25 protein-coding genes and 1 other RNA gene are annotated in these 25,718 nt (G+C 53.4%); 17 read left to right on the top strand and 9 right to left on the bottom strand.

Features of this window, described 5'->3' with window-relative positions; genetic code table 11:
* The first annotated feature begins 19 nt into the window (after window positions 1–19).
* Both HVE01_RS02305 and HVE01_RS02300 read left to right on the top strand, forming a co-directional pair.
* Window positions 20–1,105 (top strand): glycosyltransferase family 4 protein, encoded by a 1,086-nt coding sequence (locus HVE01_RS02305; protein WP_340162391.1) that lies wholly within the window; start codon window positions 20–22, stop codon window positions 1,103–1,105.
* Window positions 1,102–2,016 carry a glycosyltransferase family 9 protein gene (locus HVE01_RS02300; protein WP_146942187.1) on the top strand — a complete coding sequence of 305 codons (915 nt, stop codon included), beginning with the start codon at window positions 1,102–1,104 and terminating at the stop codon, window positions 2,014–2,016. Before HVE01_RS02305 ends, HVE01_RS02300 begins: the two co-directional genes overlap by 4 nt.
* 3 nt (window positions 2,017–2,019) lie before the next feature.
* Here the strand turns inward: HVE01_RS02300 and HVE01_RS02295 are convergent, their stop codons facing one another.
* Window positions 2,020–2,799, bottom strand: a complete 780-nt coding sequence (locus HVE01_RS02295; protein ID WP_146942185.1) for a 3-deoxy-D-manno-octulosonic acid kinase — start codon at window positions 2,797–2,799, stop codon at window positions 2,020–2,022.
* On the opposite strand from HVE01_RS02295, the gene HVE01_RS02290 reads away from it, so the two are divergent.
* The 3 genes from HVE01_RS02290 to waaA are packed head-to-tail and all read left to right on the top strand — an operon-like array spanning window position 2,798 to window position 6,604.
* Complete coding sequence (locus HVE01_RS02290) at window positions 2,798–3,895, top strand: glycosyltransferase family 9 protein (protein WP_146942183.1); 1,098 nt, start codon at window positions 2,798–2,800, stop codon at window positions 3,893–3,895. The two genes, HVE01_RS02295 and HVE01_RS02290, sit on opposite strands and share 2 nt — an antisense overlap.
* On the top strand, window positions 3,885–5,315 hold the full coding sequence (gene hldE, locus HVE01_RS02285; RefSeq protein ID WP_146942181.1) for a bifunctional D-glycero-beta-D-manno-heptose-7-phosphate kinase/D-glycero-beta-D-manno-heptose 1-phosphate adenylyltransferase HldE: 1,431 nt from the start codon (window positions 3,885–3,887) through the stop codon (window positions 5,313–5,315). Before HVE01_RS02290 ends, hldE begins: the two co-directional genes overlap by 11 nt.
* Window positions 5,315–6,604, top strand: coding sequence for a lipid IV(A) 3-deoxy-D-manno-octulosonic acid transferase (gene waaA, locus HVE01_RS02280; protein ID WP_146942179.1), 1,290 nt, complete (start codon window positions 5,315–5,317; stop codon window positions 6,602–6,604). Before hldE ends, waaA begins: the two co-directional genes overlap by 1 nt.
* On the opposite strand, the gene rpiA is transcribed toward waaA, so the two are convergent.
* Window positions 6,596–7,270, bottom strand: coding sequence for a ribose-5-phosphate isomerase RpiA (rpiA, locus tag HVE01_RS02275; RefSeq protein ID WP_146942177.1), 675 nt, complete (start codon window positions 7,268–7,270; stop codon window positions 6,596–6,598). The two genes, waaA and rpiA, sit on opposite strands and share 9 nt — an antisense overlap.
* A 160-nt stretch (window positions 7,271–7,430) precedes the next feature.
* On the opposite strand from rpiA, the gene ilvA reads away from it, so the two are divergent.
* Window positions 7,431–8,945 carry a threonine ammonia-lyase, biosynthetic gene (gene ilvA / locus HVE01_RS02270; protein ID WP_125744689.1) on the top strand — a complete coding sequence of 505 codons (1,515 nt, stop codon included), beginning with the start codon at window positions 7,431–7,433 and terminating at the stop codon, window positions 8,943–8,945.
* Between the two features lie 412 nt (window positions 8,946–9,357).
* Here ilvA and HVE01_RS02265 read toward each other — a convergent pair whose 3' ends face one another.
* The 3 genes from HVE01_RS02265 to HVE01_RS02255 form a co-directional block, all read right to left on the bottom strand.
* Window positions 9,358–9,990, bottom strand: a complete 633-nt coding sequence (locus HVE01_RS02265; RefSeq protein ID WP_125744691.1) for a 5-formyltetrahydrofolate cyclo-ligase — start codon at window positions 9,988–9,990, stop codon at window positions 9,358–9,360.
* Window positions 9,991–10,024: 34 nt separating this feature from the next.
* A non-coding RNA gene (ssrS, locus tag HVE01_RS02260) (6S RNA) lies at window positions 10,025–10,207 on the bottom strand.
* Between the two features lie 51 nt (window positions 10,208–10,258).
* Entirely contained in the window at window positions 10,259–10,567 is a 309-nt protein-coding gene (locus tag HVE01_RS02255; RefSeq protein WP_089040104.1) for a cell division protein ZapA, read from the bottom strand.
* Between the two features lie 204 nt (window positions 10,568–10,771).
* Here HVE01_RS02255 and HVE01_RS02250 point away from each other — a divergent pair, with 204 nt between their 5' ends.
* The 4 genes from HVE01_RS02250 to HVE01_RS02235 all read left to right on the top strand — a co-directional run bounded on the left by HVE01_RS02250 (window position 10,772) and on the right by HVE01_RS02235 (window position 15,313).
* Entirely contained in the window at window positions 10,772–11,350 is a 579-nt protein-coding gene (locus tag HVE01_RS02250) for a UPF0149 family protein (RefSeq protein ID WP_125744693.1), read from the top strand.
* A 14-nt stretch (window positions 11,351–11,364) separates the two neighbouring features.
* Window positions 11,365–12,705 (top strand): Xaa-Pro aminopeptidase, encoded by a 1,341-nt coding sequence (gene pepP / locus HVE01_RS02245; protein ID WP_146942175.1) that lies wholly within the window; start codon window positions 11,365–11,367, stop codon window positions 12,703–12,705.
* An 87-nt stretch (window positions 12,706–12,792) separates the two neighbouring features.
* Entirely contained in the window at window positions 12,793–14,031 is a 1,239-nt protein-coding gene (ubiH, locus tag HVE01_RS02240) for a 2-octaprenyl-6-methoxyphenyl hydroxylase (protein WP_125744697.1), read from the top strand.
* Window positions 14,032–14,056: 25 nt separating this feature from the next.
* Window positions 14,057–15,313: a UbiH/UbiF/VisC/COQ6 family ubiquinone biosynthesis hydroxylase gene (locus HVE01_RS02235; protein ID WP_146942173.1), complete on the top strand. Its 1,257-nt coding sequence runs from the start codon at window positions 14,057–14,059 to the stop codon at window positions 15,311–15,313.
* Here HVE01_RS02235 and HVE01_RS02230 read toward each other — a convergent pair.
* The 3 genes from HVE01_RS02230 to gpmI form a co-directional block, all read right to left on the bottom strand.
* Entirely contained in the window at window positions 15,310–16,611 is a 1,302-nt protein-coding gene (locus HVE01_RS02230) for a S41 family peptidase (RefSeq protein WP_125744701.1), read from the bottom strand. The two genes, HVE01_RS02235 and HVE01_RS02230, sit on opposite strands and share 4 nt — an antisense overlap.
* Window positions 16,612–16,698: 87 nt before the next feature.
* Window positions 16,699–17,835 (bottom strand): murein hydrolase activator EnvC family protein, encoded by a 1,137-nt coding sequence (locus tag HVE01_RS02225; RefSeq protein WP_146942170.1) that lies wholly within the window; start codon window positions 17,833–17,835, stop codon window positions 16,699–16,701.
* 5 nt (window positions 17,836–17,840) lie between these two features.
* Entirely contained in the window at window positions 17,841–19,403 is a 1,563-nt protein-coding gene (gene gpmI, locus HVE01_RS02220) for a 2,3-bisphosphoglycerate-independent phosphoglycerate mutase (protein WP_146942168.1), read from the bottom strand.
* A gap of 251 nt (window positions 19,404–19,654) precedes the next feature.
* On the opposite strand from gpmI, the gene HVE01_RS02215 reads away from it, so the two are divergent.
* The 7 genes from HVE01_RS02215 (at window position 19,655) to ruvX (ending at window position 24,522) form a co-directional block, all read left to right on the top strand.
* Entirely contained in the window at window positions 19,655–20,077 is a 423-nt protein-coding gene (locus tag HVE01_RS02215; protein WP_030071716.1) for a rhodanese-like domain-containing protein, read from the top strand.
* A 70-nt stretch (window positions 20,078–20,147) separates the two neighbouring features.
* Window positions 20,148–20,657, top strand: coding sequence for a protein-export chaperone SecB (gene secB, locus HVE01_RS02210; RefSeq protein WP_083000211.1), 510 nt, complete (start codon window positions 20,148–20,150; stop codon window positions 20,655–20,657).
* Window positions 20,658–20,659: 2 nt separating this feature from the next.
* Window positions 20,660–21,415 (top strand): 16S rRNA (uracil(1498)-N(3))-methyltransferase, encoded by a 756-nt coding sequence (locus HVE01_RS02205; RefSeq protein WP_125744707.1) that lies wholly within the window; start codon window positions 20,660–20,662, stop codon window positions 21,413–21,415.
* 270 nt (window positions 21,416–21,685) lie between these two features.
* Window positions 21,686–22,390, top strand: a complete 705-nt coding sequence (locus tag HVE01_RS02200; protein ID WP_038480019.1) for a CvfB family protein — start codon at window positions 21,686–21,688, stop codon at window positions 22,388–22,390.
* A 76-nt stretch (window positions 22,391–22,466) separates the two neighbouring features.
* A complete protein-coding gene (gene gshB / locus HVE01_RS02195) occupies window positions 22,467–23,423 on the top strand; it encodes a glutathione synthase (RefSeq protein WP_146942166.1) in 957 nt (318 codons plus the stop codon).
* 73 nt (window positions 23,424–23,496) lie between these two features.
* A complete protein-coding gene (locus HVE01_RS02190) occupies window positions 23,497–24,054 on the top strand; it encodes a YqgE/AlgH family protein (RefSeq protein ID WP_125744713.1) in 558 nt (185 codons plus the stop codon).
* A 12-nt stretch (window positions 24,055–24,066) separates the two neighbouring features.
* On the top strand, window positions 24,067–24,522 hold the full coding sequence (gene ruvX, locus HVE01_RS02185) for a Holliday junction resolvase RuvX (RefSeq protein ID WP_125744715.1): 456 nt from the start codon (window positions 24,067–24,069) through the stop codon (window positions 24,520–24,522).
* Window positions 24,523–24,537: 15 nt separating this feature from the next.
* Here the strand turns inward: ruvX and pyrB are convergent, their stop codons facing one another.
* The gene (gene pyrB, locus HVE01_RS02180) at window positions 24,538–25,563 is read right to left on the bottom strand and encodes an aspartate carbamoyltransferase (RefSeq protein WP_146942164.1); all 1,026 of its coding nucleotides are present in this window, start codon (window positions 25,561–25,563) and stop codon (window positions 24,538–24,540) included.
* Window positions 25,564–25,718 lie beyond the last annotated feature (155 nt).

Here is a 25,718-nt window from a genome sequence, read left to right as displayed (position 1 = left end):
TCACACCCTGCTCTGGTGATTGGTAGATACAGTACTATACCAGGGTGATGGCAACGATTTGTATGAGGGCAATTTGCATATTATTCACGTTAACCTTGCCAAAGGTTTTCGCGGTGGAGAACGCCAGACAGCGCTGCTAATTCAAGCCTTGCAACGGCATGTAGGCCAGCAAACGCTGGTATGCAGACAAGATTCTCCATTGCGTAATGAGCTTCAATGCATTGAGAACTTAAGGTTCGTGGATGCTAACCAGCAGATTGCTGGGCATAGGCAAGCTGGCCGCGCATCAATAGTGCATGCTCATGAAGCTAAAGCGGTGCACTGGGCTTGGTTGCATAAGCGTATATACGGTACACCCTATGTGGTGACTCGCCGAGTGGATACACCCATTAAAGATAAATGGGTGAATCGACTGTTCTATCGTGATGCAGATCGCTGTGTCGCTATTTCATCGATTATTCGACAACAGCTATCACACTGGAGTAAGAGTGAAGTATTGACGATTCCTAGTGCGATGACGGGATTTACCGCGGACGCCCAAGTCGCTGCTGGTTTTCGTGCTAGCTATCCAGGTCGCTTTATTGTCGGCCATATTGGTGCGCTAGTTGATCGTCACAAAGGTCAGCGGATATTGCTTGAGGCCGCAGCGCGATTACAGCATAGCTATCCTGAAGTGCTGTGCGTTTTTTTTGGCCGAGGTGAAGATGAGGATGAGCTTCGCTTGGAAAGCAGTCACTTAAAAAATGTCGTATGGGCTGGCTTTAAGCCTAATATTGGTGATTTTATTCCAGCGCTGGATCTGTTTGTTTTTCCATCTCGCAATGAGGGGCTAGGGTCAGTCCTTCTAGATGTTATGGATGCAAACGTGCCTATTGTTGCTAGTAATGTTGGCGGCATTCCTGATTTAATTAAGCATGGTGAGACAGGTTTTTTAGTAACTCCAGGAAGTAGTGAGGAAGTCGAGGACTGGATAATTAAACTAGCAAAAAACAAACCGATGAGAGAGTCTGCTGTTGAGGATGCACGCCTTCTTTTAGAGATTTATAGTAAAGAAAGAATGGCTGAAAGTTATCTCGATGTCTATAAAGGAATTGTTTTTAAATGAACGACTTTTCGAAAGTTAAATGCATCGCTATATTTTTACATAATAGGCCTTTTTTTGGTGCATATGTAGTTCATATTCCTTTTTTAGTCGCTGTTAAGGAAAGGTATCCAAATGCTAAATTGGTGGGTATCTCTAAAAATTCAGGGGCAGACTTCCTAGTTGAAGCAGGTTTTTTAAACGAGCTTGAAGTGATTGACGGCTTTAGCACCACCAGCTTAAGTAGGAAATATAATTTCGATATTGGTTTTAACTTGCGTCCCTCTAGTATAGGGACCTCACTTCAAATGTTGAAGCTGCGAATTCCTCATAGAATAGGATTTAAAAAATTTGGAGCGTTTTATACACACTCGCTACCTCTTGATGTAACTACCTACAGAGCAGACCTTTTCTTGTCCCTTCTAGGAGTATCATCAACATTAGATATTACTCCCTGTTTGAAAAAACAGATTGAATCTGATGAAGTGTTAAACAATAAAATTGTACTTGCTCCCGGTGCTGGGGGAGAAGAAAAAAAATGGTCACTTGCTAATTATATTCAGCTAGCAAGAAAAATTTCTGAGTTAAGATCAGAAAAAATTGTTTTCCTCACAGGGCCTAAAGAAGAAGAGGAAAAGAGCATCCTTGAGAAAGAAGGATTTTCTGTTATGCATAGTCCTGATGTAACTACTCTTTTTAGATTGATAAATAGTTGCAAAATATTTATCAGTAACGATTGTGGCCCCTCGCACGTTGCTCATATAGCGGGTGTTAATCAAGTTGTTGTTTTTAAAGAATATTTACCCGAGTGGTTTCTTGAGAGAGATAATAGTAGTTATGTTTCATCACAAACAGACCTTTCATCAATTACTCCGAACGAACTAATAGAGTGTGTATCGAAAATCCTCGCGTGTGATGCTAGCGCTGAAAAATAAAGGTTAACGGCTATAACCTTTTAATATGGCGGGCAGCGCATAATGGCAATGGAATTTTTTTAGCGACCTTGCTAGGCGGTTTACATTGTGTTCCTGCCACTTGCCTGGTAGTCGTAGACGGCAGCGGTCCAGATCAATCAGCCAGGGCTCGCCATGGGGGTCGACCAAAATATTGCGCGCATTTAGATCAACATGATCAAGGCCTGCTTGATGGAAGCGTTTGATCATTGCGCCAACGCGCTGAAGTAACGCCTCATCTGCTTCCCCTGCCGCTAATAAGCTAGCCAGCGCCTGAGCGCCTGGAATCCTAACGGTGATAAGCGCTGCTTCATACGTAGGGCCGTAACGCATAACACAGCAGGCAACGGGGCGCGGCACTGGCAGTCCCAGGTCATACAGCTCAGCGTTTAAGCGCAGCTCGTGAAACGCGCGGGTGCGCTCTTCACCTAGCCACAGGTAGCGTTTCTCGCTTAGCTTGGCGATCAATCCGCCGCGGCGATAAGGGCGCAATACCCACTGCTCTGAATCACTGGCCTTTAAGAAGAAACTGCTACCTCTTCCTGGTGCTTCCCCGACGATTAAATTACGCTCACGCCAATATGCCTGATAAAAAAGCTCAGGATGAAGTGGGTGTGACTGCCCTTGAGACTGTTGTTGTGATTGATGTTGAGATCCATGTTGCGATCGTTGTTGCGACAGTTGGTGTGACGTGGCAGCGTCACTTAAACTGTCTACATCATGTAAAATCAGCCAATTTCTTTGCCGGAGTGCCGCTAAGCGCATGAAGCCCTCTCTGCCTGCTCAACCTAACCATATTGCCATTTTGCGCCTCTCCGCGTTGGGAGATGTGTGCAATCTTGTGCCCACGGTGCGTGCGTTACAGCGCCAATGGCCGCACGCTCGCATTACCTGGATAATCGGCAAGGGGGAGCACAGTTTACTGGCGGGGCTTTCTGGGGTCGAGTTTGTTGTCTATGACAAGTCCACCGGTCTTGCGGGCATGCGCGCCCTGTGGAAAGAACTTTCCGACACTCGCTTTGATGTACTGCTGCACATGCAGCAAGCGATACGCGCCAGCGTGCTTTCGCTTGGCTTCAAGGCCAATGTACGAGTGGGCTATGATAAGTCGCGTGCCAAAGACGCTCAGCACTGGTTTACACAGCATCAGCTTGCGCCGCATCCAAACGCCCATGTGTTGGAGTCGTTTATGGACTTTGCTCGCTTGCTCGGCGTAGAAGACGATCGATTGGAATGGAATCTGGCCGTACCACCGCTGGCCTATGAAGAAGCCCGAGGGGTTAGTGGCGATACGCCATATCTGGTCATTAATCCTTGCAGCAACGCACGGCTGCGCAATTTCCGCAATTGGTCGGTGGAAGGCTATGCCAGCGTGATTGAACATGCTTGGGTACACCATGGTCTGAAGAGCGTGTTGACCGGTGGGGGGAGTTCATTAGAGCGAGAAATCGGCGATCAAATTGAGGCGCTATGCCAACCGGATAGCGTTATTAATGCTATCGGCGGTACGTCGCTCAAAGGCGTACTGGCGTTGATTGACAATGCTCGTGCGGTCATTGCCCCCGACACGGGGCCGGCGCATATGGGGAATGCTATGGGTACGCCCACGCTTGGCCTCTATGCGACCACCAACCCCCAGCGTGCCGCGCCCTATTGTTGGCGGGACTTTGCGGTCAATGCTTATCCCGAAGCGGTTCGCACGTATTTGAATAAATCCGTCGACGAAGTTAGCTGGGGACAGCGAGTACGCCACGCGGATGCCATGGATTTGATCAAAGCTGACGACGTGATTGCTAAGTTAGACACGCTGCTGGCGTATACCGCAGTGCAGCCAACAACAGGACCTTCGGATGAGAGTTGATTTAACCGCCCTGGAACATGCCCGCGTATTGGTGGTGGGGGATGTGATGCTCGACCGCTATTGGCATGGTGGCACGTCGCGCATTTCACCCGAAGCACCGGTGCCGGTGGTGCGTGTCGAAGAGGCTGATGATCGTCCCGGTGGCGCAGCGAACGTGGCACTCAATGTGGCCTCTCTGGGGGGCCATATTGCCCTGGCAGGTGTCGTAGGAGAGGATGAGAATGCCGAGCTGCTGACGTCGCGTTTGGCTTCGTCGAATGTGAGTACTTACTTTCAGCAAAGCCCAGAGGTACCAACGATTACCAAGCTGCGTGTGATGAGTCGTAATCAACAGCTACTGCGATTGGATTTTGAGCAGCGTCTTGATGGAGTCGATACCACCGCTCTGCTGGAGCAGGTCGAAAAAGCGCTGCCTGATTGCGATGTGGTGATTCTTTCCGACTACGGTAAAGGAACGCTTAACCAGGTCGAGATGCTGATTCAGATGGCGCGCGCTTTCGGCAAGCGAGTGCTGGTCGATCCGAAAGGCCAAGATTTTAGTAAGTATCGTGGGGCGAGTTTGATTACGCCTAACTTAACCGAGTTTGAAGCGGTGGTTGGTCACTGTGCCAACGACGATGTTCTTGCCCAGCGCGGAGAAGCGTTGCGCGCTGAGCTTGAGTTAGAAGCGCTGCTGATCACTCGTAGCGAAAAAGGTATGACGCTTATTCGCGAAGGCCACGCACCGCTCCATTTACCCACCCGAGCCCAGGAAGTGTTCGACGTGACTGGCGCAGGCGACACCGTGATTGGCCTGATGGGGCTCGCGCTGGCATCAGGCCATGCATTGCCAGAAGCGATGATGTTGGCCAACTTGGGGGCGGGCTTAGTGGTGGCTAAACCAGGCACGGCGACGCTCTCGATAGCCGAGCTCTACACCGCGCTACACGGCGACAAGCTGGCTGAGTTTGGGGTGATTGACCAAGCCCCGCTGGTCGACGCCGTGCGTGCTGCCCAGCTGCGTGGCGAGCGCGTGGTAATGACCAATGGCTGCTTTGATATTCTTCATGCAGGACACGTGGCTTACTTGGAACAAGCCAAACGCCTGGGGGATCGCCTCATTGTTGCGGTGAATGATGATGCCTCTATTGGTCGTTTGAAAGGTCCGAAACGGCCAATCAATCCGCTTAACCGCCGCATGCAAGTACTGGCTGGGTTAGGCGCTGTCGATTGGGTTGTGCCATTTAGTGACGATACTCCCCAAGCGCTAATTGAAGCCGTTTTGCCGGATATTTTGGTGAAAGGTGGCGATTACCGCCCTGAAGATATTGCAGGAGGGGAGGCCGTTATCGCCAACGGTGGCGAGGTAAAAGTACTTGGCTTTGAAGATGGCGTATCGACCACCGCAATGATTAGTTCCATCCTGGATCGCGAGGGCTAATGGCGTCGCCGATTTGGCCTCGGCTTGTTTATTCAGCGGTGCTCTATATGTTGTCACCGCTGATTGGCTGGCGCATCTGGCGTGAGCAAGTACTTACTTACTCGCGCTTGCAGCGGCTGGGCATGCGCTTGGGGACGCTTCCCCCTGGGCCGCGCATTTGGCTGCACTGCGCCTCGGTGGGGGAAGTGCGTGCTGCCCGTCCGCTAATAGAGGGATTGCTGGCGCGTTATCCTCAGCACAGCCTGTTGCTGACCACAATGACCGCGACGGGGGCTGACCAGGCTCAGGCGCTAATCGGTGAGCAAATCGAGCCGGATCAAGTAAGGCTTGCTCACTGCTTTCTTCCTCTGGATTTTCCGGGAGCGGCCAAGCGCTTTATTACCAACGTGCAGCCAGCTCTTGCCATTCTGTTTGAAACGGAACTGTGGCCCAACCTGTTGCACGCTTGTCACCAACAAGCAGTACCTGTCGCGGTCGTCAATGGGCGGTTATCGCCTCGAGCCTTTGCACGCTATCAGCGCTTGCGTTCGTTAATGGCGAGTGCACTAGCTAATGTCACATGGCTGGCTGCTAAATCTGCCCAAGATGCCGAGCGCTTTCAGGCACTGGGTTGCCGCGCAGAAGCAATTCAGGTCGTTGGATCGTTAAAATTTGAGGTGCCTTCTCAGGAAAAGGCTTTGGAAGAGGGTAAGTACTTACTTCAAGTCTGGGGCGCGCGCCCAGTGTGGGTGGCAGGTTCCACCCGCGACGGGGAAGAAGCACTGCTGTTGGAGGCCCACCGCCAGCTATTGAAGCGCTTTCCAACGGCGTTATTGGTATTAGTGCCGCGACATCCGCAGCGTTTTGACGAAGTGGCCCAGCTGTGTTCCCAAGGCGGCTGGGTACTCAGCCGTCGCAGCCAGCAGCAGGCCGTGACGCCACAAACGCAGGTTTACCTGGGGGATACGCTAGGTGAGCTGGCAACGCTGTATGCAGCAGGGCATGTGGCCTATGTTGGCGGTAGTTTGGTACCGTTGGGCGGTCATAACGTAGTGGAGCCTGCGGCGCTGGGCAAACCAGTGCTCTGCGGCCCTTCGCTTGAGAACTTTAGCGATGTGGCTGAGCCGCTGTTAGCGGCAGGGGCGTTAAGCGTGGTGGAAACACCTAGTGCCTTGGCCGATGCGCTGGCCGAGTGGCTGACAACGCCATCATTTGCTCTGCAAGTTGGGCAGGCTGGGCGAGAGGTCGTTGAAGCCCATCGAGGCGCATTGAAGCGCACGCTCGATGGGCTTAGCCAGTGGTTAACGTAATGCGGTTCGTTCCACGCCGTCTGCTTTGCCTAATAGCAGTACATCAGCGCCGCGCTGGGCGAATAAACCGTTGGTAACGACGCCGACAATGGCATTTATACGCGCTTCCATGGAGGCTGGGTCGTCGATCATAAAGTCAAAGCAGTCGATAATTTGATTGCCATTATCGGTGACCACGCCTTGTCGATAGACGGGGTCTGCCCCCAGTTTGACCAACTCCCGAGCGACGTAAGAGCGTGCCATCGGAATCACTTCTACCGGTAGCGGGAAGTTGCCCAGTTGGCTAACGTATTTCGAACCGTCGGCAATGCAAATAAATTGCTTGGCGCAGGCGGCAACGATTTTTTCCCGGGTTAGCGCTGCGCCACCGCCTTTAATCATTTGTAAGTTAGCGTTTACTTCGTCTGCACCGTCGATATAAAAGGGAACGTCGCCAACATTGTTCAGCTCGAATACCTCAATACCTAGCGCCTGTAGGCGCTTAGCACTGGCTTCTGAACTGGCAACGGCACCTTTAAAACGGTCTCTAAGCGGGCCCAAACGATCAATAAACAGGTTCGCTGTTGAGCCTGTGCCAATACCTAGCACGGTCTCTTTTTCGAGATGAGGCTCAATTTCTTTAACCGCAGCATCCGCTACGGCCGCTTTCAATTCATCTTGGGTCATCATATTTTCCTGCGTCAGGGTTAGGCAGTGTTCCCTAGTATAACGGCCTTAGCGCCCACTGCCGATGGAAACGCCGCTAGACGACGCTAGGCGTAATCTGCTACCAATAAAGGCTTTGCTCTCTCCCGTTAGGGTCACGTTATTTTTTTGGGATTCCCGCATGCTCGAAGCAACCGTCAAAAAGATCCTCCAAGCCCGCGTTTATGAAGCCGCTTGTGAGACCCCCATTTCACCCGCTCCCTTTTTGTCGCGTCGTTTCAATAACCAAATTTTGATTAAGCGCGAAGATCTTCAGCCAGTGTTTTCTTTCAAGATTCGTGGTGCTTACAACAAAATGGCCCAGCTAACTGAAGAGCAGAAGGCCAAGGGCGTGATTGCTGCGTCGGCGGGGAATCATGCCCAGGGGTTGGCCATGGCAGCCAAACTGATGGGCGTGAAAGCGGTTATTGTGATGCCACGTATTACGCCCGATATTAAGGTTCAGGCAGTACGCGCCCGCGGTGCTAAGGTTATTTTGAAAGGTGATGCATTTGCTGCTGCTGCTGAGCATGCTCAAGAATTGATTAAAGAGCATGGCTATACCTATATTCCGCCGTTTGATGATATCGATGTGGTCGCTGGCCAGGGCACTATTGGGGTTGAAATTCTGCGTCAGCACAGCGGCCGTCTAGATGCTATTTTTGTTCCTGTCGGTGGCGGCGGCTTAATTGCAGGCGTTGCGGCGTATGTGAAATACCTGCGCCCAGATATCAAAATCATTGGCGTAGAAGCCGAAGATAGTGCCTGTTTAAAAGCCGCGCTAGAAGCCGGGGAGCGGGTCGTACTGGATCAAGTTGGTGTGTTCGCGGAAGGTGTCGCCGTCGCGCAAATCGGTGAGGTGCCCTTTTCTTTAGTGCGTGACTTAATCGACGACGTTATCACGGTGAATACCGATGAGATGTGCGCTGCGGTGAAGGATATCTTTGATGATACCCGTGCCGTGGCAGAAACGTCTGGGGCGCTTTCGCTAGCTGGCCTGAAGAAGTATGTGCAGCAAACAGGAGCTGAAGGCGAGACGTTGCTATGTATTAACTCTGGCGCCAATACCAATTTTGATCGCTTGCAACATATTGCGGAACGCACCGAGCTAGGGGAGCAGCGTGAAGCGATCTTGGCGGTGACCATTGCGGAAAACCCAGGTAGTTTTAAAAAGTTTTGCCGCACGCTGGGTAAGCGTATGGTCACTGAATTCAGCTATCGCTATGCAGATAATAGCGAGGCTCATATCTTTGTAGGGATACAAGTTAAACCGGGTGGTGAAGACCGTCAGGCGGTGATTGATAAGCTGCGTGAAGCTGGCTATCAGGTTGAAGATTTGACCGACAATGAGCTGGCGAAGCTGCATATTCGCCACCTGAGTGGTGGTCGGCCCAGCGAGCGCTTTGAAGAAGAGCTCTACCGCTTTGAATTTCCTGAGCGCCCTGGTGCATTAATGAACTTTTTAACTCAGCTACCCCATGATTGGAATATTTCACTGTTCCACTACCGAAATCATGGTGCTGCCTACGGTCGTGTATTGGTCGGTATGCAAGTGCCAAGCAGTGATCAAACCCATGTTGCAGAGTACTTAGATGCGATTGGTTACCGCTATTGGTTGGAGAGTGATAACCCTGCTTATAAGCTCTTCATGGCGTAAAGAATTGTAAGTGCTTACTAACCCACGGAAGTAGAGCTGTTAAGAACAGTGAGTTTTTGAAAGCGTTTAAATGTGCGTTAAAAATAGCACTGAAAGCGGTTGTCAGCTCTCCTCCATAGCCCTATAGTCGTGGGCGAAATTAATGCGGTGTGTCATCTATTAAGAAACATTGTGTAGATGACGCATTACGGACATTTGGCAACCGAGAAAGACGTTGGAGACGAGGCATGCGGCGTAAAAAGCCTGATATGGTGATGGCGCTAACAGTGGTGTTTTTACTTGGGGTACTCGCGACTGGATACGCGCAAGCGCTATCGGGGAGTTAACTTACTAAGTTGATCACAGCGCTTTCAGCGTAAATGCTGCGCCAAACTAGTCGAGGTTGATATTTAAAACGGGCTGATCTTGATGATCAGCCCGTTTTCGTTGGTCGAATAACCTTTGTGTCACTAGCGATCACGTTCAACGGAATATCCCAAGGTTCGATGGGCAGAGCATCCACCTGCTGGCAGGCGTGAGCCACGCCTATGAGTGTCGGCGCTGGCCCTTGGTGGCGCATAAAAGCGAGGCTGCGATCGTAGAAACCACCTCCCATGCCCATGCGGTTGGCTTGCTTATCAAATCCTACCAGCGGAACAATAAGCGTATCTAGCGCCCAAGCCGGCAGGCGATTGCGCCTATCGGCGGCAAACCGTGAGCAGGGCTCTGCGATGCCAAAACGGTTTTTAACCATGGGGGTGGACTCGCGATAGGCAACAAACCAAAGGCGATTAGTCGAAAACGGGCGCAATACCGGTAAGTAAATACTTACTTTTCGCTGGCGAAGCCAAGGTATCAATGGTGTCGGGTCTATCTCGCCGTTAACCGGTAAGTAAAGGCTAATGCGTTTCGCGCGACGAATTTCAGGCAGCCTTTTAAGGCGCTGGCAAAGTGCGGCAGCGGCTTGTTTTTGCTGATTCAAGGAGAGGGTGCGGCGTCTGCGTCTAAGCTCACGGCGAAGCGCAATTTTATCGCCGAATGTACTGCGATCCGCAGTATCGTTCATAACGAGCTACTCGTGACGAGCTAACCAAGACGAAGTGTTCCCCAGAATGCCGCTGTCGTTCTGGCCCTGAACCTATTGGTTCAGGTGGGTGGCCGCAGCCAACCCGTCAGGCTTTCCGACGCACGGACATGCACACGGGGTTGGCTAGCATTTGGCCCCCTGGGTACATCGCATAGGCTCGAGGGACTATAACGACTGGCGTACACTCCAGAGAACATCTCTATCCTAACAGAGCCAGTGGTAATGCCAAAGAGCCGACAGCAGGTTCTTACGGTTCTTTTTGCTGACGTGTATCTGCTAGTGCCCGTTCAAGGCGGTCGTTTAGGCGGTTCAGGTTTGCTTCGCTTGCGCGGTGCTCATCCATAATTTCAAGCAGCTCATGGGTGATATTCAGCGCTGCCATCACTGCAACCCGCTCGCTGCCAAGGGCATTGCTTTGGGCGTGAATGCCATTCATCGCGCGATCTAAATAGCGAGCAGCACGTTCGAGCTTAGCTTCTTCGCCAGTGTCGCAAGCAATCATGTAGCTGCGACCCAGTAGGGTGATTTCTTTGGTTGGCCGCTTCGCGTTACTCATCAAAAACTCCGGCACAGGTCATTTTATTGACCAATGCGTTAACATCGCTGCATAGGAAGGATAGTTGGCGTTCACTATAAGAGAGCCGCTTATGTGGGGTCAACGCACAGGCGCCCGCGCCGTAAGATTCCTTCTGCGGTTTAACACCCTTAGCGATGTTGTTACGACGACTTCATTCCCCATTTTGTATAGCGAGCAATGCCCATGTCCCTAATCAATGAACGCCAGGATTTTTCTGACGTCGCGGATGTTTTTCTACTGCATGGAAGTATGCAGTCGCCCGCGTTTTTGGATGGCCGCCTAAGTGGCCTGTTAGCGCTACGTGATGTGACGGCTGAAGCATGGTTAGAAGAGGTATGCCTAAGCTTAGGTGTCGAACAGCCACGAGATCCTGCTAGCGCTGAACGCCTGCTAGGTTGGCGGCGTCAAACGCTGGAGGCATTGAGCGCCAGCGATTTGAATTACACACCGCTGCTCCCCGATGAGCTTTTTTCCCTCGCCGAGCAAGCTCAGGGTCTAAAAGAGTGGACGCTGGGTTTTATGGAAGTCGTTGATGACGTGGCTGATGAAGCGCTACGCGAACGCTGGTCTAAGACGCTTCAAGAGGCCATCGAGGATCTCGCCGGACTCGTACAGATCGAAACCGATATCGATGACAGCCCCGAAAACGAAAATGACCTATTTGCATTGACGGAACACGCACGTATGGCGGCAATGTTGCTCTACACCGAGCAGCACCCTGGAATGCCCCAGGTTGAGCAGACCGACGCCCCCGTTCATTAATACAGGAGTTATCTATGTTACCGGAGTTACTGCCTCGGCCCGCCGCTATTACACCTGCAGAATACCGCCAGCGCCGAGCAACACTCATCGCCCAGCTGCCTGCCAATGCTGCACTAGTGGTGCCAAGCGCTGCCTTGGTAACGCGCTCTCACGATAGCGAATACTCGTTCCGGCAGCAGAGTGATTTTTACTACTTAACCGGCATTCAAGAGCCGGATGCGTTGCTTGTATTGCTGCCTGGGCGTGAGGCAGGTCAAAGCGTGGTGTTTTGCCAAGATCGCGACGCCACGATGGAAGCCTGGACAGGTAGGCGATTAGGCGCCCAGGGCGTTGAAACTCAGCATGGAATTGACCAAGCGTTTGAAAATGCTCAGCGAGAAGAGCTGTTACCAGGTCTACTAGCAGGCCGCGAGCTGCTCTATTTGCCGCTCGATAATCCCGAGGCACTGAGCATTGCAGAAGAGGCGTTGGCCTACGCTCAAGCGGGCCAACGCCGAGGTAAACCTGCATTGAAAGGATGGCTGGATAGCCGCCCGCTTATTCATGAGATGCGCCTTATTAAAAGCCCTGCTGAAATTACCTTACTGCGCCATGCGGCGGCTATCTCAGCAAGGGCGCATACGCGTGCGATGCGTGTCTGCCGTCCAGGATTAAGCGAGTACCAGTTGCAGGCAGAGTTAGAACACGAATTCGTTTGGCAGGGTGCTAGCGGGCCTGCGTATAGCACCATTGTTGGTGGTGGCGTTAACGCTTGCGTACTGCACTATATTGAGAACAGCGATACGTTGCAGGCCGATACACTTGTGCTGATTGACGCAGGGGCTGAGTTCGATCTTTACGCCGGAGATATTACCCGGACTTTCCCGGTGAATGGTCGGTTCAATGACGCTCAGCGGGCGCTTTATCAAGTAGTGCTAGATGCGCAAGAGCGTGCAGTGCACGCCGTTAAGCCGGGAGCCACGCTGGCAGATATTCACCAGGGGGTCGTAAGGGATTTAACTGCTGGGCTGGTCGATCTCGGGTTGTTAGAGGGCGATGTGCAGGCATGCATGGACGATGAGAGCTATCGACGCTTCTACCTGCACTCTACGTCTCACTGGTTGGGGTTAGATGTGCATGATGTAGGAACTTATCGGCTGGATGAAGAGACGCCGCGCCTGCTAATTGCGGGAATGGTCGTCACTATTGAGCCAGGTTTATACGTTCCCTGCGATGACGATATTCCTGCTGCCTACCGCGGCATTGGTATTCGTATTGAAGATGACGTTGTGGTGACCCGCGATGGACAAGAGGTGCTCACGTCAGCTGTGCCAAAACAGATTGCTGATATAGAGCAATTAATGGCTAATAAATAAGCAGTAAAATCTCATTGATATTTCTTTATGTAATTTACATTACGAAATTACATTTTGCTGGGTTTGGTTTATCCATAGGAGATGACAATGCATGGGGCTCAGCAGGTAAGACTGCAGCAAGCAGCTACGCTCACCCACGATATTGTTATTGTGGGCGGTGGGCTGGTCGGTGCCAGCTTGGGCTGCGCGTTAGCACCGCTGATTGAACGCTATGGCTGGCGTGTAGCAATTGTTGAAGCGGCAGCCTTACCCAAAAACGCTGAGGAGCCAGCGTGGCAGCCAAGCTTTGATGCCAGGGCCAGTGCTATCGCTGAAGGTTCTGCGCAACGCTTTCGCCAACTGGGTGTTTGGGAGGCGATGCGCAGCGAAGCTACCCCGATCAAGCGTATTCATATCAGCGAGCGCGGTCGTTTAGGTGCCACGAGGCTTAGTGCTCAGGAGTTGGGGGTGCCAGCATTGGGGCATGTCATTCCGAATGCTTGGATGGGGCGCGTGCTGCATCATCATCTTCAGCAACTACCGATTGAGTGGCACTGCCCCGCAACGGTGGCGCAACTAACGCCACAAGCTAATGGCCACCGCCTTGTACTTTCCGATGGCAGCGAACTAACGGCGGCGCTGACTATTCTCGCTGATGGTGGACGATCTGGGCTGAAAGAGCAGTTGGGAATCGGTAGTCGCCACCGCTCTTACGAACAAACAGCCGTCATTGCCCATGTTGGTATTAGCCAGCCCCACGAGGGGATTGCCTATGAGCGCTTTACAGCAGAGGGGCCGATCGCGCTGCTGCCATTGCCTGGTCAAGCGATGGAGCTGGTCTGGACGCATGCCAGCGGTACAGAGCAGGCGCGACTAGCGCTCTCCGATGCGGCGTTTTTACGCCAGCTACAAGCTGCCTTTGGTGATCGAGTGGGGCGTTTTACTCGGGTGGGGCAGCGTTTCAGTTACCCACTTTCGCTGATTACCGCTGAAGAGCCCGTTCGCCCTGGGTTGGCGGTGTTGGGAAATGCAGCTCATGCACTTCACCCGGTAGCGGGTCAGGGGTTCAACTTGGCACTACGCTCAGTGATGGATCTGGTTGAAGCACTAGCGCAGGGCGCTCAGAACCAACGTGCTCTTGGTGATATGGACATGCTACTCGCCTTTGAGCAGCGACGTGCGCAAGACCGTGCCAATGTCATTCGGTTTAGCGATGGGTTAGTGCGTCTATTCGGCTATTCGCTGCCCCTACTGCCGCATGCCCGAGCCGCTGGTCTGGTAGGGCTCAATTTAGTGGGCCCGCTTCGCCGCAGCTTGGCACGCAGAGCAATGGGGCTGGAGCGCTGATGCAACAAGTAGCTAAAGGAACGTTATGAAGACGCAAACAGCGGCAACAGATGTGCCGGTTGAACGTTTTGACGCGGTGATCGTAGGCGCCGGAATGGTCGGCACGGCACTAGCAGGGCTACTGGCTAATGCTGGGATGCAAGTGGCGTTGGTTGAAACCAAAGCAGCACCACTGCGCTTAGATGCCTTTGGTGACCATCCGCCTGCCCCCAGGGTAAGTGCACTGACACCCGTTTCTCAGCGGCTGCTCTCACACTTGAAAGCGTGGCCCGCGATGGCTGCTACTAGGATAACGCCTTACCGTTATATGCAGGTGTGGGATGCAGAAGGCAGCGGTAGCATCCATTTTTCCGCCGATGAAGCAGGTGCGCCCGTACTTGGACATATTGTTGAAAACGATGTGACATTGGCCGCGTTAAATGAGCAGGTGCTAGCGCTGCCTTCCGTTAGCACTCTCTTTGGAGTGGGCGTGGAGGCTTTGCAAACCTCTGATAGCGGGCGCTGGCTAGTGCTGGATGATGGCCGACAATTGCATACGCCATTATTAATTGCTGCCGACGGTGCACGCTCCACTATGCGTGAATTGGCAGGGATATCAGTGGCCGAAGAGTCTATGCAGCAAGAGGCCGTCGTTACCACCGTAAGGTGTGAAAAGTCCCATGGCGACACGGCTCGTCAGGCTTTTATCGCTGGCCACCCACTGGCTTTTTTGCCGTTAACGGTGAGTGGTGATGACCGCTACTGTTCGATTGTCTGGTCGACCACACCTGAGCATGCACATCAACTTACATCGCTCTCTAGTGAGGCGTTGGGGCAGGCGCTAAGTGAAGCCTTTGACTACCGTTTAGGTCAGGTGAGTGCCGTCGATACTGCCTATCGGTTTCCACTGATTCAGCGCCACGCCGCTCACTACGTGCAGCCTAATTTTGCATTGGTGGGCGATGCCGCCCATAGCATTCACCCGCTAGCGGGGCAGGGCGTTAACCTAGGATTTATGGATGCGGCAGTGCTGGCTGAGGAAGTGGTTAATGCATGGCAGCGAGGAGCCCCCTGGGGGGCGCTGACCATGCTGAGTCGCTACGAGCGGCGTAGGCGCTTCGATAACAGCGCCATGCTGGGGCTGATGAAAGGGTTTAAAGTGCTTTTCGGTAGCCAAGTGCCAGCATTGACGCTGGCGCGCAATATGGGGATGAGTGGTATGAATCAGTTGGTGCCGATAAAACGACTGGTGATGCGGCAGGCAATCGGAGAGCGAGGGCGCCTGCCGCAATCATGTCGTTAGCGGCGCCGACGATCCACCACGTTCAATGCTTTGAGTAAATTCAGTGCTTCACTGAGCTGATAGTCCTCGCGTAGGCGCTGAGACATTTCAGTCCGCTCCCGGGGCATTTCGTCTTGACCGCTTAGATGACCATCAAGATCAGCTTCGCGAATTTGACGTTGCCCCTCCGCCACTTCTAGCCGGCCGCGTACCACTTCCACGTCTGGCTCGATACCTTGTGCTTGGATCGAGCGCCCATTGGGGGTGTAGTAAAGGGCAGTTGTCAGCTTAAGGCCTTCGCCATTGCCAAGCGGCATGATCTGTTGCACGGAGCCTTTGCCAAAGCTTTCGGTGCCCATTATCACCCCGCGGCGCTGGTCTTGAAGCGCCCCGGCGACAATTTCAGCAGCCGAGGCGCTACCGCTGTTGATCAGTACCACGAGTGGCACATCGTCCGCGGGTGTCTCTGGCGATGCCGAAAACGACATTTCGGTATCGGAAAGCCGTCCTTCGGTGTAGACAATTAGTCCCTCATCCAGGAACAGGTCGGCAACACCAACGGCGGCTTGCAAAACGCCACCTGGGTTATTGCGTAAATCGAGAATGAGTCCCTCAAGTGGCTGCTCTCGGGCCATGCGCTCTAACGATCTACGTGCCTGGTCAGGAGTGCGCGACTGAAACTGGCTAATTCGCAAGTAGCCATAGCCTGGCTCCAGCACTTCATGCTTAACGCTTTCATTGCGAATCACTTCGCGCGTCAGGGTGAACTCACGGGGCGATTCTTCACCCGCCCGCAAGACGGAAATACGCAGTTGGCTACCCGGTTCGCCACGCATCAGATTAACCGCTTCTTGGAGCGATAAGCTGTCGGTTGGCGTTCCATCAATGGCCACAATCACATCACGGGATAACAGTCCTGCTCGTGAAGCCGGTGTGTCATCGATGGGGGTGATGACCATGAGCTGCCCGCTTTCTGTGCCTACTTCAATACCAATACCGCCAAACTCACCCTGGGTGGATTCGCGCAGGCTTCGGTACTCTTCTTCATCTAAATAGGCTGAATGGGGGTCCAGTTCGCTGAGCATACCTCGCATGGCATTACGCAATAACGTGCGGTCGTCAACCTCTTCGACATAGCCGCGTTTAATGCGCTCAAACACCTCAGCAAAGGTCTGGATCTCTTCAAGCGGTAAGTCATCAGCAACGCTATTTGCAGACTGAGCCATTAAGGGGAGAGGAGCAGCCAGCAGTACAAGCGGGAGCAGGGTAGCCAAAAAGCGCTTGGCAGGGGCCGATACCTTGGTAACAGATAGCGTCATGCGGACTCCGCTAGGCGAAAGGCAGCGCCAGAAGGCGCTGCACAAGTTGAGACATGATTGTTAGTTCATAGGAGTCAGCTTATCCCGTCAGCGGCGTGCAATCCAACGTTGTGGATTAATTGGTTCACCGCTGCGCCGCACTTCGAAGTAAAGCGCGGGAGTGCTTTGCCCGCCGCTGTTGCCGACACGTCCGATTTCAGTGCCGCGACTTACTTGTTGGCCGGGCCGCGCACTAAATTGTTGTAAGTGAGCATAGAGCGTCATGATCTGATCACCGTGATCAATAATCAGCAGGTTACCAAAGCCGCGCATCCAGTCGGCAAATACCACGCGACCCGTATGCACGGCTGTTACTGCACTACCTGAATCTGCTCGGATCACAATACCGTTATAGTGCACGCCGTCTCTACGCTGGAAGGTTGCCGTAATGGCCCCCTGAACGGGCCAGGGTAAATCGCCCCGCGTGCGGGTAATGTGTGTGGTCGGTGTTGGCTCGGCTAAGCGAGCCAGCTCCGCTTGTATCGCCCTTAGCTGCTGCTCGGCCTGCTCACGGCTTTGGTTAAGGTCGGCTAAGCGGTCCTCTTCGCTGCCATAGCGATCATCCAGGGTTGCCACGACGCCACGCCGTTCCTCGGTACGCTTGGCCAGTATAGCGCTTTGCTCTTCTAGCTCGTCGGCTAATGCAGCAAGGCGCGTTTGGCGCTCACTGAGCGCTTGTTCGGTATCTGCCAGTGCGTTGTCGAGGCGGCTTATATCCGTCAGGCGTTGCTGACGCGCCTGAGTCAGACGATTTAGGTAGGCCTGCATTCGATCTAGCTCGGCAGGATCGCTCTGATTAAGGAGCAGCTTCAGCTGGGGCGTTGGCCCTAGTCGATAAAGGGCCGCCAGCTGTTGGCTCAGCGCCGCATACTGTGCTTCACGCTCATTTTCCAAGCGCCCACGGTGCTGGCGAAGTTGGGTCGTTTCGTCGGCCAGTTGACGGCGCTCAGCCTGAAGTTGATCTAGGCGCTGGTGAGTCTCGGCAAGCTCCGTTTCCACATGGCGCAGCTCGCGCTCGGCGCTATCCCGCGCTTGCCCGGTCGCACTGAGACGCTGGGCAGCTGCTTCGATCTCCTGGCCAATCGCATCTAACTGTTGGCGCGCCGCATTTTCATTTGGCTGGGCCAAACTTGCTGGCGCATAACCTAACGCCAGCATGAGCGCGACAGCTAACGTCCGTCGCATTAGCATCAATCAAAATGAATCAGTGGGTTGCCGGTCATTGCTTCGGGCTGAGGTTGGTTCATCATGGTTAACAGCGTCGGCGCTAAATCGCACAGTCGCCCATCTTCCAGCCGTCCATTCTGTTCTCCCACGTAAATCAACGGCACCGTAAAGGTGGTGTGGGCAGTTTGCGGCGCCCCTGTTTCTGGATGCACCATCTGTTCGGCATTGCCATGGTCAGCTGTGATCAGGCAAGCACCACCGGCACGCTGAATGGCCTCTACGACCCGGCCAACACAAGTGTCAACGGTTTCAATCGCTTTTACGGCTGCGTTGAAGTCACCGGTATGGCCAACCATATCGCCATTGGCATAGTTGCACACTATTAAGTCGAAGCGACCGCTGTCGATAGCGTCCACCAGTTTATCGGTGATCTCAAAGGCGCTCATCTCGGGCTTTTCGTCGTAGGTCTTAACGTCGCGGGGGGAGGGCACTAAAATGCGCTCTTCGCCTGCGTACTCGGCTTCATTACCGCCGGAGAAGAAAAAGGTGACGTGGGGATACTTTTCTGTTTCTGCAATACGCAGCTGAGTTAGGCCTCGTTTAGCAGCTACTTCACCCAGGGTATCGGTGAGGTCAGAAGGGGGAAAAGCCGCAGGCGCTGTAATGTTGGCGGCGTACTGGGTCATCGTGACTAAGCCGTCGCCAGCCAGTGTTGGGCGTACACGCCGCTCAAAGCCATTAAAGTCAGATTCAGTGATCGCGCGGGTTAATTCGCGGGCGCGGTCAGAGCGGAAATTGAGGAAAATAGCCGCATCGCCGTCTTGAAGGGTAATGGCGCTACCCTTCAGTGGAATACTGCTAGAAGCGACAAATTCATCGGTTTCGCCGCGCTGATATGCATCACGCAGGGCTGTTTCAGCGCTGGAAGCAATAAAGTCAGCGTGGCCCTCGGTCAGTAAGCAGTAGGCTTGCTCAACTCGCTCCCAGCGGTTATCACGATCCATTGCATAAAAGCGGCCAATGATTGAGGCAACAAAGCCGTTGTCCGCCCCCACCAGTTCCGCTAAACGTGCATTAGCGCGCTCGATTGAGCGGAGTGCACTTTGCGGCGGCATATCGCGTCCGTCTAAAAACGCATGGATAAAAATACGCTGCGCGCCGCGTCGGGCAGCAAGCTCGGCCATGGCAATAAAGTGATCTTCGTGGCTATGCACGCCTCCGGGAGAGAGCAGCCCAAGCAAGTGGACAGCGCGGCCATTGGCAACGGCCTCGTCGATGGGCTTCGTCAGCACCTCGTTGGTGTCTAGGTCGCCGTCTTCAATTGCTTTGGTAATGCGGGTGAAGTCCTGGTAGACAATGCGCCCGGCACCAATATTCATATGGCCTACTTCGGAATTACCCATCTGCCCGTCAGGCAGGCCTACATGGCGACCATCGGTGTGCACATAGGCGTGCGGGCGGTCGGCCCACAGTTTGTCCATGTTAGGCGTATTAGCAGCGGCCACTGCGTTGTGAGCGCTATCGGGATTGTGGCCGTAGCCATCTAAGATGATTAGCGCCACAGGGCGCGGTGCATTTGTAGCCATGAAAACCTCTTAATGTTGGTCAGCCAAGCGACATGAGGTGCTGTTTGCAACGCTGGTGAAGGTGGTTCAAACAGTTTTCAGACAACACCCTATAATCGGGGTCGCGACAGGCGCGTGCTTGGGGCATCATAACGCAGGCAGCCGTTGGGCGTCATGGCCTGCGCGGTATGCCGTGTGACGTGTATACTTGTTGCGTTTCTGGAGGCGGCTAGGCCGCTTTTTTCTGCATAGACCAAGAGATTGTGTTCACGATGATCGATCAGCTGTTCGAATTCGTAATGAACCACCCCCTACTTGTCGGGGCGTTTTTGCTGGTATTAATAGCATGGGTGGCGTACGAAGCGCGCAGCGCCGCCACGCATGCTGTGACCTCTACCCAGGCGACTCAGCTTATTAACCGTGAAGACGCGGTGGTGCTGGATATCCGTGAAAGCAAAGACTTTAAAGCGGGGCATATTGCAGGTGCACGCAATATTCCTCAAAGCAGCCTCGACAGCCGCATGAATGAACTGGAGAAAGTGAAAAGCCAGCCGATCATCGTGGTATGTAAGCATGGCCAAAGCTCTGGTGCTGCCCAGGCAAAACTTGCTAAGGCAGGTTTTGAACGTGTCAATAAGTTAAGAGGTGGCATGGTGCAGTGGCAGGCCGATGGTCTTCCGGTGGTAAAAAAGTAATTAAGTAGCAAGTATTTAACCGTGCGCTGTCGCGCAATTTTTTAGCAGATGAACAATTAGGAGTATCCCAATGGCGGAAGATAACAACACCCCGCAGGCAGGCGCCGCAGAAGGCGAAAAGCCTCAGCTGAAGTTCTCTTTACAGCGTATCTATGTGAAAGATATTTCCTTTGAAGCGCCGAACTCACCTTCCGTATTCAAGCAGGCATTTAAGCCTAAGGTGAATCTGGATCTGAACACCACTAGCCAGAAAATAGCCGACGACCAGTACGAAGTGGTTGTAAAGGTGACTGCCCAGGTTAACGATAGCGAAACCGGCACTACGTCGTTCCTTGCAGAAGTAGAGCAAGCCGGCCTGTTCCGTATTGCTGGAATTGAAGGGGCTCAGCTGGAACAAACTCTGGGTGCGTTCTGCCCCAACTTGCTGTTCCCTTATGCCCGTGAGTGCGTTGACAACCTGGTCAATCGTGGTGGTTTCCCGCCGCTAATGCTGGCGCCGGTGAATTTCGAAGCTATGTACGCTCAGCGCAAACAGCGTGAAGCGCAGCAGGCTCAGCAAGCAGCCGAGAATACTCACTAAGTATGCATGCTGCTGACTGGGTTGCCTTGCACGGCAAAATGCCCCGCCTTTATGTGCCCGCTGAGTTTGCAGTGGGCGCAACTATCACGTTGCCTGACGGCCCGGCGCGGCATGTGACGCGGGTGCTACGGTTGGGCGAAAGTGCTCCGCTGATGCTGTTTGATGGCAACGGTCAAGAGGCTGGTGTGCGTTTAGCCGATGTTGGCCGCAAGCAAACGACAGTGATCATCGAGGCTGTTTGGCCGGGTAGTGGCGAATCGCCGTTAGCAGTGCACCTTGGCCAAGCGATCTCGAAAGGCGACCGGATGGATTATGCCATTCAAAAAGCCGTTGAGCTGGGCGTTGCAGCTATTACCCCGCTCTATACAGAGCGGGGTGATGTACGTCTCAAAGGCGACCGTGAAGAGAAAAAACTGGCTCACTGGCAGGCGGTTGCGGCTAGCGCTTGCGAGCAGAGTGGGCGAGCGGTTGTCCCCCCTGTCTATCCACCAAAAGCACTGGGTGATTGGCTGGCCGAGCGGCAAGAGCCATTACGCTTGATGCTTCACCTCGCGACGGGCAATGTATTTTCGCAACAGCCATGTCCCGCTTCAGTAGCACTCTTAATCGGCCCTGAGGGTGGCCTAAGTGATGCGGATATTAATGCGGCCACTGCCGGTGGTTTTACACCACTGACGCTCGGCCCAAGAGTATTACGTACTGAAACAGCACCTGTTGTTGCACTAACGTTGCTACAGCACCACTTCGGTGATGTGTAAGTACTCACTTCTCAGCGCTCACTTCGCTGTACCTACTTATAAGAGCTCATTTTTAAAATATTTCTTCTTAAGAGCCTATTCTTAAGAAATATCTTAGGGGCTTATTTTTTTAGTAGTGTGCATAAGTAAGTGCTTACTAGCTGGTGACTGCCACGTTGAGTAGTGTCGGTCGCTATTTATGCGCTGTCGAATTTACATATACCGGCTGCGCTTTGCCTTGCGTGCGCAAGGCACCATAATGAAGGTCTACTTTCTGTAAGGACGGTTCCCATGGTCCGTGAGTCTCACTCTTCTCCCCGTTCCGCAAGCGACGCCGCTGCTCAACTGGGTGATGTCGCCTATTTGACCGTGACGGCGGTCAATAGCACAGGGGCGTTTCTGCAATGGGGGCAGCCCAAAGATGTACTGCTGCCTTATAGCGAGCAGCGCTTTCGCCCCGATCCCGGCAAGCGGGTACTGGTAATGCTGTATAGCGATGACCAAGGGCGACCTGTGGCTACCATGCGCTTGGATCGTTTTTTGACAGACGATGCTTGGGCGCTGGAAAAAGGTGATGAAGTGGCGGTGGTGGTGGCCGATCGCACCGATCTTGGGATGAAGGTAGTGGTTAATCACCGCTACTGGGGGTTGATCTATCAAGATGATATTACCCAGCCGCTGCGCCGCGGGCAGTCGCTGAAAGGCTATGTAAAGCAGCGCCGCGAAGATGGTCGTGTCGATATTTGCCTGCTCCCTCCGGGCGTGGCTCGCTTAGATGTAGTGGGTGATAAAGTATTGCAGGCGCTACGTGAAAGTGGTGGTTATCTCGCGTTGGGTGATAAAAGCTCCGCGCATGATATTAAGACGCGATTAGGTGTTAGCAAGAGTGCTTACAAGCAGGCCATCGGGCGACTTTATAAGCAGCAGTTAATTACCCTAGAGCCTGGTGCTATCCGGCTTGTACCGGGTGCGTTAACGGACGGGCAAGACGAGTAGTCCCTAGCGACGGTTGGAGCTGTGCTGGCAGTGCGGCATACTGCTTACCTTTTGTTCATGTATGGATGTTACCCCGATGAGCCAATCAACGTTGCATCTCGGTGTGGTGATGGATCCCATCAGCGACATCGCTTACAAGAAAGATACCACCATGGCTATGCTGTGGGCGGCGCAAGAGCGCGGCTACACACTGCACTATATGGAGCAAGAAGATCTTTTCTTGAACGCAGGGCAGGCTTATGCACGTATGCGCCCATTAACAGTGCATCGCGATCCTAACCATTGGTACGACCTCGGTGAAGCGGCTCAGCGCCCACTGGTGGAATTGGATGTTGTGCTAATGCGCAAAGATCCGCCTGTCGATGCCGACTTTACCAATGCGGTTCATTTGCTGGGGTTTGCTGAGCGGGAAGGCGTTCTGGTGGTTAATCCAACGGCGGCGCTGTTGCAGTGTAATGAAAAGCTATTTGCCCAGCAGTTTCCCCAGTGCTGTGCGCCCACCATTGTCGCCAGTCGTGATGACGTCCTGCGTGCTTTCCACGCGGAGCATGGTGATGTGATTTTCAAACCCCTTGATGGCATGGGCGGTACAGGGATTTTTCATATCGGCCCTGATGGCCGCAATATCGGCGCGGTTATTGAGCAATTAACCCTGCGCGGCCAGCGGCAAATTATGGCGCAACGCTACCTAGCCGAAATCAAAGATGGCGACACGCGCATTTTATTGGTTGATGGTGAGCCCGTGCCCTATGGGCTGGCGCGTATTCCCTCGGCGGGTGAAACGCGCGGTAACCTCGCCGCTGGAGGGCGTGGTGTTAGCCGTGAGCTGACTGAGCGTGACCGCTGGTTGATTCAGCAGGTGCAGCCCATGATTCGCGAAAAAGGGCTGATGTTTGTTGGTTTAGATGTGATTGGTGACTACATCACAGAAATTAACGTCACCAGTCCTACCTGTGTACGTGAAATTGATGATCAGCGCGGCACGGACATTGCCGGAATGCTGCTGGATGCTATTGAACGTCGCCTTAACTAACCGGTGCTGTTGAACGTTCTATTCGACCAATAACACGAGGCTCGCTGAGTATTTAGCGAGCCGTAGGAGACGCATGCAAAGCTTTAAGCATCATTTTTTGATGGCTATGCCTCACTTGGATGACCCTAATTTTGCCGGTAGCCTGATCTACCTTTGCGACCATGATCACAATGGTTGCATGGGGGTCATCGCCAACCGTCCACTTGAAATTACCCTCGATGCCCTCTTTGAGCAGCTGTCGCTGGGGGGCGATGATAGCCCGCACCGTAATGCACCGGTCTATTATGGCGGCCCTATGCATAAGGATCGTGGCTTTATTCTGCATATCGGTGATAGCCAGGAGTGGGACTCTAGCGTTCAGGTGGAGGACGGTATCGCGCTGACCACCTCGATGGATATTCTTCAGGCGCTTGCCGATGACACTGGCCCCGAGGACTTTTTGGTGTGCCTAGGGTGTGCTGGCTGGGACGTTGGGCAGTTAGAAGACGAACTAAAAGACAATGCGTGGTTGACGGTCGAAGGGCAAAGCAGCGTACTGTTTAACACCCCTCCCGCCGAGCGCCTAACCGCTGCCGCTGGCATACTGGGCGTTGATCTAAACCTGATGACCCGCGACGCGGGGCATGCATGATGGTTGAGTTTTATGGCTGATCGTGGGCAACGGCTAATACTCGCATTTGATTTTGGTACTCGGCGTATAGGCGTCGCGGTAGGCAATGAGTTGCTTAATAGCGCACGCGAGCTAACGCCGCTAACCGCGCGAGACGGCATTCCTGACTGGAACGTTGTGACACGCTTAGTAGAGGAGTGGCAGCCTGACCTGTTTGTGGTTGGCTTGCCGCTGAATATGGATGGTAGTGAGTCCGCAATGAGCACGCGGTCACGCAAATTCGGTAATCGCCTGCACGGGCGCTATGGCAAACCTTGTGAAATGGTGGACGAGCGCGGCTCTACTCGCGAAGCGAAGCAGATCGCACATGCGGCAGGTCATCGTGGTAACTATCGAGAAGAGAGTGTCGATGGCATTGCGGCTGTGCTTATTCTAGAAGGCTGGTTTGCCCACCAAGAAGGACTTCCTGGTGGGCGAATCGCTCATTGAATCTGATGGAATGGCTTAACGGTCTAGAGTGCCGGTTTGAGACGGCACAAACCAACGCACGGGTCTCAGGTCTTTCTCAATTAACTCATCTACCTTGAGTAGCGTGGCGAAAATGGCCATCCGCATGGGGATGCCGTTGTCAGTTTGGCGGAAAATCGCCAAACGCGGGTCACCGTTAAGATTTACGTTTAGGTCATTGGCACCCGGACGACTATCCCGGGGGAGTGGGTGCATGACAATCGTACGTTGGCTGCAGCGCTGATCCAGAAAGTCGCGATTAACCATAAAGTCGTCGGAAAGCCCCTGAAAGCTCTCGTTCATTTCATCGGTAAAACGCTCTTTCTGGATGCGTGTGGTGTAAACCACGTCTAGATCTGAGAAGTCGCTGGCCAGTGAGTCACGTTGTTCGACGCGGTGCCCGCGCGACGTCACAAGGTCAATCAGCGCAGTCGGCATTTCCAGGCCTGGTGGCGATACCAGGGTAAGGCGCAGCGGATCATAGAGAGACAGTAGCTTGATCAGCGAATGCACGGTCCGGCCATATTTCAAATCGCCGGTCAGCAGAATATGTGCGCCGCTGAGCGATTTACCTAAGCGCTGAAACTCTTTATCAATCGTATAAAGATCAAGCAGTGCTTGGCTTGGGTGTTCGCCCGGGCCATCCCCGCCGTTAATTACCGGCACATTGGTGGCGGCGGCGAATTCTGCTACCGATCCTTGATCAGGGTGGCGCATAACAATTGCATCGCAATAGCCACTCATTACTCGACTAGTATCGTAAAGCGATTCACCCTTGGCCATAGAAGAGAAAGTAAAGCCGGTGGTATCACACACACTTCCCCCTAGACGGCAAAATGCGGCATTAAAGCTCACGCGTGTGCGTGTACTTGCTTCAAAGAACAAATTGCCAAGCACAGCACCTTCCAACACCCGAGTAACTTGGCGGCGGTTGGCAATAGGTTCCATACGCGCTGCAACGCGTAGTAGGTGGTCAACGCTTTCGCGCTGTAATGAATCGACAGTTAGTAGATGCTGGCTCATCACGGACCTCAGAATGGGGGTGGGCGTTGGGGGCTATCAAGCTGGTATAAGTGTAACCGCCAATGGAGTGCCGTCGAAGTGCTTTCCAACACCAAACGGTTTGGCTTAAAACTTTTTCGCACTTATCTATAAATAGTCCTTGCCAAGACGGCAGT

This window comes from Vreelandella venusta (assembly GCF_007989605.1).
GTDB lineage: Bacteria > Pseudomonadota > Gammaproteobacteria > Pseudomonadales > Halomonadaceae > Vreelandella > Vreelandella venusta.
The sequence above is the reverse complement of the archived record's forward strand: the minus strand, read 5'-3'. Positions and strand labels throughout refer to the sequence as shown.

Coding starts and splice junctions, on each gene's coding strand:
- secB (WP_083000211.1), top strand. CDS start 20,148: ATGGCGGAAGATAACAACACCCCGCAGGCAGGCGCCGCAGAAGGCGAA.
- pyrB (WP_146942164.1), bottom strand. CDS start 25,563: ATGAGCCAGCATCTACTAACTGTCGATTCATTACAGCGCGAAAGCGTT.
- waaA (WP_146942179.1), top strand. CDS start 5,315: ATGGCGTCGCCGATTTGGCCTCGGCTTGTTTATTCAGCGGTGCTCTAT.
- HVE01_RS02290 (WP_146942183.1), top strand. CDS start 2,798: ATGAAGCCCTCTCTGCCTGCTCAACCTAACCATATTGCCATTTTGCGC.
- HVE01_RS02265 (WP_125744691.1), bottom strand. CDS start 9,990: ATGAACGATACTGCGGATCGCAGTACATTCGGCGATAAAATTGCGCTT.
- ruvX (WP_125744715.1), top strand. CDS start 24,067: ATGGCTGATCGTGGGCAACGGCTAATACTCGCATTTGATTTTGGTACT.
- HVE01_RS02300 (WP_146942187.1), top strand. CDS start 1,102: ATGAACGACTTTTCGAAAGTTAAATGCATCGCTATATTTTTACATAAT.
- HVE01_RS02255 (WP_089040104.1), bottom strand. CDS start 10,567: ATGAGTAACGCGAAGCGGCCAACCAAAGAAATCACCCTACTGGGTCGC.
- gshB (WP_146942166.1), top strand. CDS start 22,467: ATGAGCCAATCAACGTTGCATCTCGGTGTGGTGATGGATCCCATCAGC.
- rpiA (WP_146942177.1), bottom strand. CDS start 7,270: ATGACCCAAGATGAATTGAAAGCGGCCGTAGCGGATGCTGCGGTTAAA.
- HVE01_RS02235 (WP_146942173.1), top strand. CDS start 14,057: ATGAAGACGCAAACAGCGGCAACAGATGTGCCGGTTGAACGTTTTGAC.
- HVE01_RS02215 (WP_030071716.1), top strand. CDS start 19,655: ATGATCGATCAGCTGTTCGAATTCGTAATGAACCACCCCCTACTTGTC.
- pepP (WP_146942175.1), top strand. CDS start 11,365: ATGTTACCGGAGTTACTGCCTCGGCCCGCCGCTATTACACCTGCAGAA.
- HVE01_RS02190 (WP_125744713.1), top strand. CDS start 23,497: ATGCAAAGCTTTAAGCATCATTTTTTGATGGCTATGCCTCACTTGGAT.
- HVE01_RS02225 (WP_146942170.1), bottom strand. CDS start 17,835: ATGCGACGGACGTTAGCTGTCGCGCTCATGCTGGCGTTAGGTTATGCG.
- ilvA (WP_125744689.1), top strand. CDS start 7,431: ATGCTCGAAGCAACCGTCAAAAAGATCCTCCAAGCCCGCGTTTATGAA.
- ubiH (WP_125744697.1), top strand. CDS start 12,793: ATGCATGGGGCTCAGCAGGTAAGACTGCAGCAAGCAGCTACGCTCACC.
- HVE01_RS02200 (WP_038480019.1), top strand. CDS start 21,686: ATGGTCCGTGAGTCTCACTCTTCTCCCCGTTCCGCAAGCGACGCCGCT.
- gpmI (WP_146942168.1), bottom strand. CDS start 19,403: ATGGCTACAAATGCACCGCGCCCTGTGGCGCTAATCATCTTAGATGGC.
- HVE01_RS02250 (WP_125744693.1), top strand. CDS start 10,772: ATGTCCCTAATCAATGAACGCCAGGATTTTTCTGACGTCGCGGATGTT.
- HVE01_RS02230 (WP_125744701.1), bottom strand. CDS start 16,611: ATGACGCTATCTGTTACCAAGGTATCGGCCCCTGCCAAGCGCTTTTTG.
- hldE (WP_146942181.1), top strand. CDS start 3,885: ATGAGAGTTGATTTAACCGCCCTGGAACATGCCCGCGTATTGGTGGTG.
- HVE01_RS02205 (WP_125744707.1), top strand. CDS start 20,660: ATGCATGCTGCTGACTGGGTTGCCTTGCACGGCAAAATGCCCCGCCTT.
- HVE01_RS02295 (WP_146942185.1), bottom strand. CDS start 2,799: ATGCGCTTAGCGGCACTCCGGCAAAGAAATTGGCTGATTTTACATGAT.